Origin of the sequence: Synechococcus sp. H55.9, from assembly GCF_047462355.1 — a bacterium.
Classification (GTDB): Bacteria; Cyanobacteriota; Cyanobacteriia; order Thermostichales; family Thermostichaceae; genus Thermostichus.
The window spans coordinates 2,547-15,311 of the sequence record NZ_JANSJB010000054.1; the positions used below are offsets into that span (position 1 = coordinate 2,547).

Genomic DNA, 12,765 nt, shown 5'->3' on the forward strand with positions numbered 1-12,765 from the left:
GGGTTGGTTGCCCTGTCACCTGTTGGTGGAGTCGGGGGGGCAATTGATCGCCGCTGCCCCCTTGTATTTGAAAAGCCACAGCCAGGGTGAGTTTATCTTCGACCAAGAATGGGCTGCGGTTGCCGGCCAACTGGGGGAACGCTACTACCCAAAGTTGATCGGCATGGCCCCCTTTACGCCGGCCACCGGCTATCGCGTTCTCGTCCACCCCGACTACTCGGCAGCAGAAGTGTGGCCGTTGATGTTGGCCATTATCGACCGCTTTTGCCAAGATAATGATATTTCGGTGTTTAGCTTACTTTATGTGGATTTGGACTGGCGGGCCCAATTAGAATCGGATGGATTGACGCCTCGAATCACCCACAACTACCAGTGGCACAACCCTGGCTACCGCTCTTACGAGGACTTTTTGAGCCAGTTCAATGCCAACCAGCGGCGCAACATTAAGCGGGAGCGGGCTGCGATGGAAAAAAGCGGCATACAACTCAAGATCTACACAGGAGAGGAGATCACGCCGCACCTGCTCTCTCTCATGTATGATTTTTACAGCAACACCTGCGCTCAATTCTGGAACTGGAGCAAATATCTCAACCGCCGCTTTTTTGAATCTCTCTATCCCAACTATCGGCAGCGGCTGGTGCTGGTGGCCGGGGAACGAAATACAGAAATTGTGGGGATGTCTTTTTGTGTTCGTAAAGAAGATCGCCTATTCGGTCGCTACTGGGGCTGTCGGGAAGAGGTGAAGTTTTTGCACTTTAACGTTTGCTATTACGAGCCGATTGCCCTGGCCATCCGCGAAGGGATCCGCAACTTTGATCCCGGCGCCGGCGGATCCCATAAGATCCGGCGGGGATTTCCGGCTACGCCTGTGTACAGCTACCACCGTTTTTATCGACCACGGCTGCAACAGGTTTTGGTGCCTTATTTGAATCGGGTTAATCCTCTCATGTTGGCCGAGCTGGAGAATGTCAATCAAAATGAGGTTCCTTTTCGAGAGGATGTTTTGCCTTCTCTGTCTGCTTTGACCCAGGAATAAGCCACTCTAGCGAAACAGCTTAATGGAACAGCCGCTCCCTTCTGGTTTTCTGGATCCCGTTAAACCCGGCGATCTCCTATCCCTGGAGATCACGGATCTGACCCCCCAAGGAGATGGCATTGCCCACACGGCGGGACTGGGACAAGGGCGGGTGGTGTTTGTCTCCCAGGCGGTGCCGGGGGATCAGGTGGTGGCCCAGATCACCGAGATCAAGCGCAACTATTTGGTCGGACGAATTCGGTCGTTAATGACTCCCTCTCCCGAACGGGTGCGACCGGCCTGCATCGTGGCTGACAAGTGCGGTGGCTGCCAATGGCAACACGTCAGCTACGCTCAGCAACTGGCCACCAAGCAGCAGATCCTCAGGGATGCGCTGGAACGGATTGGCGGCCTTACCCTGCCGGAGCCTGTCCCCATTTTGGGATCCCCGCAGCCGCTGCGCTACCGCAACAAGGTCACCTACCCCATTGCCAAAGCGGCAGGCCAGCCGTTGCGCGTGGGCTACTACCAACGGGGCAGCCACCGCCTGGTGAACCTCAACCAATGCCCCGTGCAGGATGAGCGGTTGGACGTGTTCCTGAGGGAGATCAAGCGGGATCTCCAGGAAACGGGCTGGAACGTGTATGACGAAAGCCGCCACCAGGGCCATCTCCGCCACCTGGGCTTGCGCATCGGTCGCCGTACCCGCGAGGTGCTGCTGACCTTGGTCAGTTGCAGCCGCGACCTGCCCCATCTGGAAAGCTGGGCTGAACGCTGGATGCAGCGCTACCCCGACCTGGTGGGGGTCTGTCTCAATCTCAATCCGGCCCGCACCAACGCCATCTTTGGCCCGCAAACGGAGGTGATTGCCGGTCGGGGATCCCTGCGGGAAGAATTTGCCGGTTTTTCCCTCTGGATCGACAGCACCTCTTTCTTCCAGGTCAATACCGAGCAAGCGGAGGCCTTCTTTACCTGGATAGTCGATCAACTGAACCTGCGGGGAGAGGAGACCGTCCTGGACGCCTACTGTGGCATCGGCACCCTGACCTTGCTGCTGGCGCAACGGGCCAAACGGGTGATGGGGGTGGAAGCGTTGCCGGAAGCGGTGGCCCAGGCCCGCTACAACGCTCGCTTCAACAACCTCTCTGCTGTCCAGTTTTTCGAGGGCACGGTGGAACAGGTTTTGCCAACCCTGCCCCCTGCCGACATTGTGGTGCTGGATCCGCCGCGACGTGGCTGCGACCGCCAAGTGCTCGAGATCTTAAAGCTGCGACGGCCACCGCGCCTCGTTTACATTAGCTGTCACCCGGCCACCTTGGCGCGCGACTTACAAATCTTGCTGGCCGAGGGATCCTACCACCTAACCCAATGGCGAGCTGCCGACTTCTTTCCCCAAACCGGGCATGTAGAGGGAGTCGCCTTTCTGGAGCGGGTTTAAGGGCAACCCCAAAAACCTCTCTCCGCCTATCCCCCCTCTCCCTTTGGGAGAGGGGCTGGGGGTGAGGGCTGGGAGAGGGGCTGGGGGTGAGGGAGCGGATCTGTCACCGGGGAAGGTGCTCCAGCCGGAGGCGACAAATGCTAACGTCAAAATAGTGATCTTAAAGTTTTGCAACGGATCCCCTTGCCGTTACCCTAGCTTTTTCCTCCGCGATCTCGATGCTCAGAGCTGGAATTGTCGGCCTGCCCAATGTAGGCAAATCGACTCTGTTCAACGCCCTCTGCGAAAATGCCAAAGCCGAGGCGGCCAACTTTCCCTTTTGCACCATTGAGCCGAATGTGGGGCGGGTGGCGGTGCCGGATGAGCGCCTAGAGGTGCTGGCCAAGATCAGCGGCTCTGCCGAGATCGTCCCCAGCCAAATCGAGTTTGTGGATATTGCCGGGCTGGTGGCAGGGGCCAGCAAGGGAGAGGGGCTGGGCAACCAGTTTCTCTCCCACATTCGCCAGGTGGACGCCGTGGTGCATGTGGTGCGCTGCTTCCAGGACGAAAACATCGTGCATGTGGCCGGCTCGGTGGATCCTCTGCGGGATATCGGCGTCATCAACTTGGAGCTGGCCCTGGCGGATCTGGCCCAGATCGAGCGGCGCTTGGAACGGGTGCGCAAGCAGGCCAAATCCGACAAAGCTGCCCAAGCGGAGCTGCAGGCGCTGGAGAAGCTGCAGGCCGCTCTGGACGAGGGCAAACCGGCCCGGCTGGTGCCCCTCAGCCCGGAAGAAGAGCAGTTGATCAAAGGGCTGGGGCTGCTCACCCGCAAGAAGGTGATCTACGCTGCCAACGTGGCGGAAACGGATCTGGCCGGCGGCAATGCCTGGGTGGAGCAGGTGCGCCAGTTTGCCAAGGCGGAAGGGGCGGGCGTGGTGGTGGTCTCAGCCCAGGTGGAAGCAGAGCTGGTGGAGCTGCCCCCTGAGGAGCGACAGGCCTATCTGGATTCGTTGGGAGTGAAAGAAGGCGGGCTGAAATCCCTCATCCGGGCCACCTACGAGCTGCTGGGCCTGCGCACCTACTTCACCTCCGGCCCCAAGGAAACCCGCGCCTGGACGATCCCCGTCGGAGCCACAGCCCCCCAGGCAGCCGGCGTGATCCACTCCGATTTCGAGCGGGGCTTCATCCGGGCCGAGACGGTGGCCTATGCTGATCTGGTGGCGGCGGGATCCCTGAATGCCGCTAGAGAGAAGGGCCTGGTGCGCAGCGAGGGCAAAGACTACGTGGTGCAGGAAGGGGATGTGATGCACTTCCGCTTCAATGTCTAGGCTCATGTCCAGCTCCCCCTGCCTTTCTCTCAGGCAACCGGCTTTGCTCAGCACTGAGAATCTGCCCATACCCTGTAGGCCAAAAAACCTAGCCCCCTTCCGGCAAGGGATCCCAGCACAGCTCCGGTCTGGCCTGAGGAGGAGCTTTTTCCTGAGAGAACTGTTGACGCTGTAACGAAACATCACAATAATTGGACTAGATAAACAAATGTTTTAGGGATGTATTGATGGATCTGCTGCAATATAGCCCGATGGCCTGGGTTTACATGGCGATCTTTGCCTCTATCATTTGGTGCATCTGGGGTCGTTCGGAAGACGACATCATGTTCTAGAACGGGATGAGCTTCTCTGCCGGCTCAGGCCACCCCCCGCGCCTAAGCCGGTGGGAGATCCTCCCTGAGCTTGCTCCTAAAAGCTGGAGAGGCCAAAGCGCTTTATTGGATTTCAGGCAGGTGCAGAGCTTAGGCTGTAGTATCCTGAGCTACAGAAAAATGTCTCTGCTCCAGCAGCATAAGGCGACATGCTTGTTGCACGGGATCATGGTCTACTGCTTACACGTGTTACCGGCTTAACTTCTCGGCGTCCCCTGCCCAGGGCCGAACAGGTGGCCGAGGGCTACCGCCTCTCGTGGCGCGGGGTGGCGGTGATGGGGGTGCTGAATGTAACCCCTGACAGCTTCAGCGACGGCGGCCAGTGGGGATCCGTGGAAGCAGCCGTACAGGCAGCCAGGGCCATGGCGGCGGCGGGGGCCTTGATTGTGGATATCGGCGGCGAGTCCACCCGTCCGGGGGCGGAGCCGGTATCCGTGGAGGTGGAATGCGACCGGGTCTTGCCTGTGATCCGGGCCCTGGAAGGATCCGGGATCCCCATCAGCGTCGATACGCGCCGAACGGAGGTGGCGGCGGCGGCCCTGGCCGCGGGAGCGCACATCGTTAACGATGTCACCGGGCTGCGCGATCCGCAGATGATGCAGGTGTGCGCCGAGAAGGGGGTGCCGGCGGTGATCATGCACATGCGGGGAGAGCCGCGCACCATGCAGCAGCAGACCGACTACGACGACCTGGAGGGGGAGGTTTTTGGCTTTCTGCAGGCCCAGGCGGAGCGGGCTCTGGCGGCCGGTGTGCCCAGCGTGGTTTTGGATCCCGGCTTGGGTTTTGCCAAAACCGCCGAGCAGAATGTGGCCCTGCTCAAAGCCCTGCCACGGCTGGTTGCCTGCGGTTACCCCGTGTTGGTGGGGGCCTCCCGCAAAAGTTTTGTGGGCAAGCTGGCCGGCATCGCCGTGCCCAAAGAGCGGGATAGCGCCAGCGTGGCCGTGCATCTTTTTGCCGCCAGCCAGGGTGCTGCCTTGGTGCGAGTCCACAACGTCCCTGCTCATGTCTCCGCCCTGGCTGTTTGGGAAGGTCTCCACCGTGACCCAGGCTAGGTTGGTGCTGCAGGGTCTTGTCTTTCATGCCCGCCACGGCTACCGCCCTGAGGAAGCGGTTTTGGGCGGGCGCTTTGTGGTGGATGTGGAGATGCAGCTTTCCCTGGCCCCGATCCAGGATGACCTCTCTGGCACGGTGGACTACGCCCAAGTGTATGAGGTGGTGCGGCAAGAGGTGACCGAGCGGCGCTACCGCTTGATCGAGACCTTGGCAGACCAGATTGCCGAGCGGCTGTGGCAGAGCTATCCCCAACTGGAGGCCCTGACGGTGCGGGTGCACAAGCCCCAAGCTCCCCTGCCGGGGCTGTTTGGGGATGTCTACGTAGAGATCGACCGCTGGCGATCCGTCAGCAGATGAGAAGCCTCATGAATCCCGACCTGGCCTACATTGCCCTGGGCAGCAACCTGGGGGATCCGCTGCGGCAATTGCGCTCGGCTGGGCAGAAGTTGCTCAGGTTGGGCCAGGTGGTGGCTCGCTCCAGCCTCTACCGCAGCCCTGCCCAAGGGGGGCCAGCCGGCCAGCCCGACTACCTCAACGCCGTGGTGGCGTTGGATCCCTTTCCCCCTTACCAGTCCCCTCTGGAGTTGATTGGGGCGCTGCTGGCCATCGAGCAGGAGGCGGGGCGGGTGCGGCGCATCCGCTGGGAGGCCAGAACTCTGGATTTGGATCTGCTGGCCGTGGGCAACCGGATCCTAAATAGCCCCGAGCTGACGTTGCCCCACCCTCGCATGATGGAACGTGCCTTTGTCTTAGCTCCCTTGTGTGAGATCGCCCCCAACTGGCGTCACCCTGAGACGGGCGTCGGGGTCGAAGAGGCGCTGGTCAGTTTGGATCGATCCTGGCTGGAGCGCACGACCCTCGGCTGGGAGTAGAGAAGGGTTTGGTAAGCTGGTTACGGCTTTTGGCGAAAAGGATCCCATGGACGGCCTTCAACTCTGGCAGCACTACTGCAACTGGCTTTACTACCATCCCAGCCTGGAGATTTTCGTCGATATCAGCCGCATCCGCTTGACTCCTCCTCAGGTGGAAGCGCTGCGGCCTCGCTTTGCCCAGGCTTTTGCCGAGATGCAGGCTTTGGAAGCCGGGGCCATCGCCAACCCCGACGAAGGCCGCCAGGTGGGCCACTATTGGCTGCGGGCGCCGGAGCTGGCTCCCACCCCGGAGATCCGGCAGGCCATTCAGGATTGCATTGAGCAAGTGGAAACCTTTGCCCAACAGATCCATCGTGGAGCCATCCCGGCCAGCGGCGGGGGGCGTTTCACCGAGCTCCTCTGCATCGGCATCGGCGGCTCGGCTCTGGGGCCGCAATTTGTGGCCGAGGCCCTGGCTCCTCTGCACCCTCCTCTGAATATCCACTTCATCGACAATACGGATCCCGATGGGTTTGATCGGGTGCTGGGACGGCTGGCGGGCAAGCTGGGACAAACCCTGGTGATCACCACCTCCAAATCCGGCGGCACCCCAGAGCCGCGCAATGGCTTGGTGGAGGTGAAGCTGGCCTACCAAAAGGCCGGGATCCCTTTTTCTGACCATGCGGTGGCCATCACCGGGCCCGGCAGCCAATTGGAGCAACAGGCGCGGCAAGAGGGGTGGCTGGCGGTCTTCCCCATCTTCGACTGGGTGGGGGGACGCACCTCCGAAACTTCGGCGGTGGGCCTGTTGCCGGCAGCATTGCAGGGGATCGACATCCGGGCTTTGCTGGCCGGGGCCGCCACCATGGACGCAGCCACCCGCCTGCCCCACCTGGAGCGCAATCCTGCCGCCCTGCTGGCCATGGCTTGGTACATCGTCGGTCAGGGCCAAGGGCGCAAAGATATGGTGGTTTTGCCCTACAAGGATCGCCTGCTGCTGTTTAGCCGCTACTTACAACAGTTGGTGATGGAATCCCTGGGCAAATCCCATGATCTGAACGGCAACCGCGTGGAGCAGGGCATCGCCGTTTACGGCAACAAAGGCACCACCGATCAACACGCCTACGTGCAGCAGTTGCGGGATGGTTTGAACAACTTTTTTGTTACCTTCATCGAGGTGCTCCAGGATCGAGAGCCCGGGATCCCTTCCCCCTTCGTGGAGCCGCAGGTAACCAGCGGCGACTACCTGGACGGCCTGTTGCAGGGCACCCGCCAGGCCCTCTACGAAAACGGGCGCGACTCCATTACCGTGACGCTGCCACGGGTGGATGCCCGCTCAGTGGGGGCCTTGATCGCCCTCTACGAACGAGCCGTGGGCCTCTATGCTTCTCTCATCCGGATCAACGCCTACCATCAACCGGGGGTAGAGGCAGGCAAAAAAGCCGCCCGCGCCGTCTTGGAGCTGCAACGGCGGGTGCTGGAGACGGTACAGGCGCAGCAGGGATCCCTGACTTTGCCCCAGTTGGCAGAAAAACTAGGCTGCCCGGAGCGCATCGAAACCCTGTACTGGATTGTGCGGCACCTGCACGCCAACGGTCGCGGCGTGCTGTTGGTAGGGGATCCCGCCCGTCCCTCAGAGCTGACCATCCAGCCCCGGCCCGCCTGAGCCTGCTGTTTCGCAGATCGGGTGCAGAAGCTGGAGCCGGCCAATCTGTACCCCACCTTAAACCCTTCCCGGCCAGCCGGCCCATCTGCTTAGAATCGAGCAAGAGCCCGCTCCAGGAGGAGACCATGGATCAATCCACCGCCGTCCTGCCTTTGCAAACCCCGAAAGATGTCTCCATCGAGGATATTGAGCAGGAGCTGAACAAAATCTGGTCTTCTAAGGGAGAGAGCGTTGCCGCCCGCGCCGCCACCTTTACCCTAGTGGTCTATGAATCTCTGGACGACGCGCTGTTGCTGCCCTCCCCCACCGTCGAGGCCATTGCCACCCAGAACCCCTGTCGCGTCATCGACCTGCGAGCCAAACGGGCGGGATCCGCAGACGACACCATCGAGGCCCAGGTGGCCGCCTATTGTCCGGTAACTCGCGAGCAGCGCAGCTCGTTGGTCTGTTGCGAATACATCACCCTGAAGGCGCCGGAATCGGCCTTTGTGCGGGCCTGCAGCACCATCGCTTCCCTGCTGATCCCCAACTTGCCCACCTTTTTGTGGTGGCAAGGGGATCTGGACTTGAACAGCCTGCTGTTTCAAAAATTGGTGGCCCTCAGCAACCGGGTCATCGTCGATTCGCGCGGCTTTGTCAATCCAGAAGAAGATCTGCAGGAGATCCACCTCTTGGTCGGCGAGGGGCGCCACTGCGGGGATCTTAACTGGCGGCGGCTGCTGCCCTGGCAGGAACTCACCGCCCAAGCCTTTGACCCTCCCGACCGGCGGGAGTCCCTATACCTTGTGGATCGCGTGACCCTCGACTACAAAGCCGGCAATCCCTGCCAGGCGTTCCTTTTTTTGGGCTGGCTGGCTGGTCGCCTGGGGTGGACGCCCACAGAGCGGGTTCAGGCTCAAGAACACGATTACAAGATCGACCGCCTCTGCTTTCAAACCCAAACGGGCGGCCAGGTGATGGCGGAATTGGCCGCTGTGCCCTTGGCCTCGGAAATCAGCCAGCCGGGGGATCTCATCGGGCTGCGCCTCACCGCCAGCAATCAAGAAGCCAATGCCTGTACCGTGCTGTGTTCGGAAACCACAGGGTGTATGCGCATGGAAGCCATGGGGGGCGCTCAGAGATGTGTGATTCGCCAGGTGGCTCCCCTGGAGCAGGATTCCCTCGATACCCTGTTGGCCGCTGAGTTGCAGCGGCCCGGCCCCGACTACCTCTACGAAGAAACGCTGGGGGTGGTGGATCAGATGCTGAAGCTGGGCAAAAGCTGAGATCTGCTTCTGGTTCAAGGCAACTCCACCGATGTGGGCTTAGAAGCATGGGGCAGTCCCCACCCCAACTTCTCTCGCATGACGCGGAAAAACTCCGGTCGGCGTAGGCGCATCAGATCCGTCCAGTAAGGGGCACGCACCACCCGAATTTGGTCTTCCGGCAGGATGTAGCAGCCGGCATTCCCATCTACCACCAAAACCAGCGGCTGAGGAGTAACGGGGCTGATCCACACCTCCTCCGAATCGGGGAAGACCAAGGCCCGCGAGGCCATGGAATGGGGGCAAATCGGGATCAACTGCAAAACCGGCACCCCCGGCGTGATCACCGGCCCGCCCGCCGAGAGGGCATAGGCCGTCGAGCCGGTGGGGGTAGCCAAAATCACTCCGTCGGCAGCTACATCCAGGGGAGAGTGATCCCCAATGGTGATCTCGAAATGGCACATGCTGGTCAAAGGCTCCCGGTGCAGCACCATCTCGTTTAAGCTCAAGACCTCCCAGCGCAATTCCTGCCCTCGGTAGGCTTGCACCAGCAACATGCTGCGGCGATCCAGGGTGTACTCCCCGGCGATGGCGGCGCTGGCAGCCTCTTCTAGGTGAGAAAGGTAAGTCTCCGTCAAAAAGCCCAGGTGGCCTGTGTTCACCGCCAACAGGGGGATCCCTTTGGGGGCCAGTTGCCGCGCTGCTGCCAAGACGGTGCCATCTCCCCCCAGCACCACCGCAAATTTCATGGTCTCGTCAAATCCAGCCGGGGCCAGGCTATCCACTTTGGTCAGGCAGATGGGGCTATCGGGCTTGGCGTAGCCGAGGATGCCGCCCCAGTTGGGGGCCACACAGACTTCCCAGCCTTGTTCCTGAAACCAGCGGGAGAGGGCCTCGCTGCTGCGTTTGGCGGCGGGCTTGGCATCGTTGTAGAGGATCCCGGCTTTGGGCTTGGTCATGGGCGGTGGCAAGGCAGAGGTGCCAAAACTCTATCAGTTCTGTAGGCTCTTCTGCCGGCCAGATCGCCGACAAAGCGCTGCTCTATATTACAGGTAGGGAATTAGGGTTGAGGGGGGGTATGCAGGCGGTGATCTTGGCGGGCGGGAAAGGCACTCGCTTACGGCCTTTTACCTTTGTGCAACCCAAGCCTTTGCTGCCCCTTTTGGAGGTGCCTTTCTTGGAATGGCTGCTGGGGCGCTGCCGACGAGCCGGCCTGACGGACATTTTGCTCAGCGTGGGGTATTTGGGCCAACAAATTGAGGCTGCTTTGGGAGATGGCGCTGCTTGGGGGGTGAAGCTTCGCTACCTTGCCGAAGAGACGCCTTTGGATACAGCAGGAGCCCTGGTGCTGGCCCAGCCCTATTTCAGCGGGGATCCCTTGGTGGTCTTCAATGCCGATATCCTCACGGATCTGGATTTGCAGGCGCTCATGCAATGCCACCTGCAGAGCCAGGCCGTTGCCACCCTCACCCTCACCCGCGTGGAGGACATCACCGCCTATGGCCTGGTGGAAGTGGGGGAAGGGGGCCAGATCCAGTCTTTTCGGGAAAAGCCCACCCCTGCCGAAGCCCTCACCCTCACCACCAACACGATCAACGCCGGCACCTATGTCCTCGATCCGGCCATTTTCAAAGACTACCCCAGCGGGGATCCCCTCAGCTTCGAGCGGCGCGTCTTTCCTGATTTGCTCCGGCGAGGGCAACGAATGCAAGCCTACCTTCATGCAGGCTACTGGCGGGATCTGGGCACGCCGGCCAGCTACTACCACGGCCAACTGGACATTCTCTTGGGCCGGATGACGGATTTTCCCCTGAAGGATGTGGAAGAACAAGCGCCGGGGATATGGGTGCACAAAACGGCTGAGATCCATCCCAACGCCCAACTGCACGCCCCCTGCTACATCGGCGCCCACACCTGTCTGGGATCCCAAGCTCAAGTCCCCGCCGGCACCATCCTCGGCAGCCACAGTTGGGTGAATGGATCCCTGCAGCCGGGAGCCTATGGGTCAAGGGTCTTGGTAGTGTAGGTTAAGTGCCAGTTAAGTCCACAACCATCCACAAAAAAGCCATCCAAAGATGGAGCTACCGCAAACCGGGGAACGCTGGGATCCCTACCTGGCTTCTGTAGCCGCTCGCTTCAACCGAGAGCTGGAAATGCAACTGGGTCGGCCAGGCTGGCAACTTCCCCCAGATCTGGAGCAACTGCCCTTTTGGCAAGCCCAGCAGCGAGATCATCTGCAAGAGCGCCTCGGGATCCCCTTTTGGCAGTTGCGTGCCCCCAAAAAACGGGAAGCCTGCCTGGATTTGGGCTGTGGGGTGAGCTTCCTGACTTATCCCTGGAACGATTGGCAAGCCCACTTTTACGGCCATGAGCTGAGTGGCGAGATCGTACGCTTTATTCGCTCGCGGGCACCTCAGCTCAACTCCAAGCTATTCAAGTCGATGCAACAGGGATCCGCCCACCATCTGGAAAACTACGAGCCGGAGCAGTTTGATCTGGCCATCGCCACCGGATTTTTGTACTACTACCCGATTGAGTACTTCGACGCGGTTTGGGCAGAGTTGCTGCGGGTGTTGCGACCGGCTGCGCCGGTGATCATCGAAGTGGTCAATCCTGACTCGGTGTGGGCAGAACAATGGGGTCTCATCGAGCTATTCAAAGGCACCGAACCGATTTTCACTCCCCTAACAGAGTGGGAGCGACGCATCGCAGACTTAGGGGGCAAAATTCAGAAACAGGCCGGTGGCGAACTGTTTACCACCTATTGGATTCAGCGCAAACCTTGACATGCTCATGAGCGGGAAAGTAGCCGAGCATTTGCAAGATATTGAGATAACTTTTATAGTCGTTTCAAATATCAATTATCAATGAAACAGTTTGCGGCGTCGTTATTGCTCTGCAACGCTGTCACGAACGCGCCAGCGGCGCGGAGCGCTATCCTGAATCTGGCCCAGCCCCCCGGTTTACTATTCCCTCAGGAGAAGGGTGGGGAGTGGACAAAAAACCTGGCCCCAGACACAGCCAAAGCATCCTATACTGTTGCGGCTGTCCCAACAACGAGGAACCTGCCGCTTATGTCTGAGCTTCTCCCCTTGCCTTCGCTCCACAACCAGGTGGCGGTGGTCACCGGAGCCAGCCGGGGCATTGGCCGGGCCGTTGCCCTGCACTTGGGGGCGATTGGCGCCAAGGTGGTCGTCAACTACGCCCGCTCCGCCGCCGAGGCCGAGTCGCTGGTGCAGGAGATCGCCGCCCTGGGGGGAGAAGGGATGGCCGTGGCCGCCGATGTCTCCCAGCCGGCAGAAGTGGAGCAGCTCTTCGAGCAGGTGATGGAGCGCTGGGGGCGGGTGGACGTGCTGGTGAACAACGCCGGCATGGCCCGCGACACCCTGCTGCTGCGCATGAAGCCGGAAGATTGGCAGGCGGTGCTGGATCTCAACCTCACGGGGGTCTTTCTCTGCCTGAAGGCAGCCGCCAAGATCATGGTCAAGCAGCGGCAGGGGCGGATCATCAACATCACCTCGGTGGTGGGCCTGGTGGGCAACGCCGGCCAGGCCAACTACAGCGCCGCCAAAGCAGGGGTGATTGGTCTGACCAAGACAGCAGCCCGCGAGCTGGCCAGCCGCAACATCACCGTCAACGCCGTTGCCCCCGGCTTTATCACCACCCAGATGACCGAGAAGTTGGATCCCGGCCCTATCCTGGCGCAGATCCCCCTGGGGCGACTGGGATCCCCAGCGGAAGTGGCGGGGCTGGTGCGCTTTTTGGCGGCCGACCCGGCGGCAGCCTACATCACCGGGCAGGTTTTCGCCATCGACGG

The 12,765-nt window shown here is 60.8% G+C and carries 12 protein-coding genes; 11 read left to right on the forward strand and 1 reads right to left on the reverse strand.

Annotated elements, in window-relative coordinates:
- The 8 genes from NW857_RS08305 to NW857_RS08340 all read left to right on the forward strand — a co-directional run.
- Window positions 1-1,036 (forward strand): GNAT family N-acetyltransferase (locus NW857_RS08305; RefSeq protein ID WP_414368637.1); only part of this gene is annotated, 1,036 nt, incomplete at its 5' end.
- A 22-nt stretch (window positions 1,037-1,058) separates the two neighbouring features.
- Window positions 1,059-2,453, forward strand: coding sequence for a 23S rRNA (uracil(1939)-C(5))-methyltransferase RlmD (rlmD, locus tag NW857_RS08310; protein WP_414348808.1), 1,395 nt, complete (start codon window positions 1,059-1,061; stop codon window positions 2,451-2,453).
- A gap of 218 nt (window positions 2,454-2,671) precedes the next feature.
- The gene (gene ychF / locus NW857_RS08315; RefSeq protein ID WP_414334824.1) at window positions 2,672-3,763 is read left to right on the forward strand and encodes a redox-regulated ATPase YchF; all 1,092 of its coding nucleotides are present in this window, start codon (window positions 2,672-2,674) and stop codon (window positions 3,761-3,763) included.
- Window positions 3,764-4,283: 520 nt separating this feature from the next.
- Window positions 4,284-5,186, forward strand: a complete 903-nt coding sequence (gene folP, locus NW857_RS08320; protein WP_414334823.1) for a dihydropteroate synthase — start codon at window positions 4,284-4,286, stop codon at window positions 5,184-5,186.
- On the forward strand, window positions 5,173-5,544 hold the full coding sequence (folB, locus tag NW857_RS08325) for a dihydroneopterin aldolase (protein ID WP_414334822.1): 372 nt from the start codon (window positions 5,173-5,175) through the stop codon (window positions 5,542-5,544). Before folP ends, folB begins: the two co-directional genes overlap by 14 nt.
- Before the next feature lie 8 nt (window positions 5,545-5,552).
- Window positions 5,553-6,059, forward strand: coding sequence for a 2-amino-4-hydroxy-6-hydroxymethyldihydropteridine diphosphokinase (gene folK, locus NW857_RS08330; protein WP_414334821.1), 507 nt, complete (start codon window positions 5,553-5,555; stop codon window positions 6,057-6,059).
- A gap of 46 nt (window positions 6,060-6,105) precedes the next feature.
- Window positions 6,106-7,704, forward strand: coding sequence for a glucose-6-phosphate isomerase (locus NW857_RS08335; RefSeq protein WP_414334820.1), 1,599 nt, complete (start codon window positions 6,106-6,108; stop codon window positions 7,702-7,704).
- A 125-nt stretch (window positions 7,705-7,829) separates the two neighbouring features.
- Complete coding sequence (locus tag NW857_RS08340; protein ID WP_414334819.1) at window positions 7,830-8,969, forward strand: glucose-6-phosphate dehydrogenase assembly protein OpcA; 1,140 nt, start codon at window positions 7,830-7,832, stop codon at window positions 8,967-8,969.
- Between the two features lie 14 nt (window positions 8,970-8,983).
- Here the strand turns inward: NW857_RS08340 and NW857_RS08345 are convergent, their stop codons facing one another.
- Window positions 8,984-9,907, reverse strand: coding sequence for an NAD(+) kinase (locus tag NW857_RS08345; RefSeq protein WP_414334818.1), 924 nt, complete (start codon window positions 9,905-9,907; stop codon window positions 8,984-8,986).
- A gap of 119 nt (window positions 9,908-10,026) precedes the next feature.
- Here NW857_RS08345 and NW857_RS08350 point away from each other — a divergent pair, with 119 nt between their 5' ends.
- The 3 genes from NW857_RS08350 to fabG all read left to right on the forward strand — a co-directional run.
- On the forward strand, window positions 10,027-10,974 hold the full coding sequence (locus NW857_RS08350) for a sugar phosphate nucleotidyltransferase (RefSeq protein WP_414334817.1): 948 nt from the start codon (window positions 10,027-10,029) through the stop codon (window positions 10,972-10,974).
- A gap of 49 nt (window positions 10,975-11,023) precedes the next feature.
- Window positions 11,024-11,734, forward strand: coding sequence for a class I SAM-dependent methyltransferase (locus tag NW857_RS08355; protein ID WP_414334816.1), 711 nt, complete (start codon window positions 11,024-11,026; stop codon window positions 11,732-11,734).
- Between the two features lie 306 nt (window positions 11,735-12,040).
- Window positions 12,041-12,765, forward strand: a 725-nt coding sequence (gene fabG, locus NW857_RS08360; RefSeq protein ID WP_414368642.1) for a 3-oxoacyl-[acyl-carrier-protein] reductase, incomplete at its 3' end; no start/stop codon positions are given.

Bases quoted from the DNA above. Each gene is read 5' to 3' on its own strand.
- rlmD (WP_414348808.1), top strand. From the start codon at position 1,059: ATGGAACAGCCGCTCCCTTCTGGTTTTCTGGATCCCGTTAAACCCGGC.
- ychF (WP_414334824.1), top strand. From the start codon at position 2,672: ATGCTCAGAGCTGGAATTGTCGGCCTGCCCAATGTAGGCAAATCGACT.
- folP (WP_414334823.1), top strand. From the start codon at position 4,284: ATGCTTGTTGCACGGGATCATGGTCTACTGCTTACACGTGTTACCGGC.
- folK (WP_414334821.1), top strand. From the start codon at position 5,553: ATGAATCCCGACCTGGCCTACATTGCCCTGGGCAGCAACCTGGGGGAT.
- NW857_RS08335 (WP_414334820.1), top strand. From the start codon at position 6,106: ATGGACGGCCTTCAACTCTGGCAGCACTACTGCAACTGGCTTTACTAC.
- NW857_RS08340 (WP_414334819.1), top strand. From the start codon at position 7,830: ATGGATCAATCCACCGCCGTCCTGCCTTTGCAAACCCCGAAAGATGTC.
- NW857_RS08345 (WP_414334818.1), bottom strand. From the start codon at position 9,907: ATGACCAAGCCCAAAGCCGGGATCCTCTACAACGATGCCAAGCCCGCC.
- NW857_RS08350 (WP_414334817.1), top strand. From the start codon at position 10,027: ATGCAGGCGGTGATCTTGGCGGGCGGGAAAGGCACTCGCTTACGGCCT.
- NW857_RS08355 (WP_414334816.1), top strand. From the start codon at position 11,024: ATGGAGCTACCGCAAACCGGGGAACGCTGGGATCCCTACCTGGCTTCT.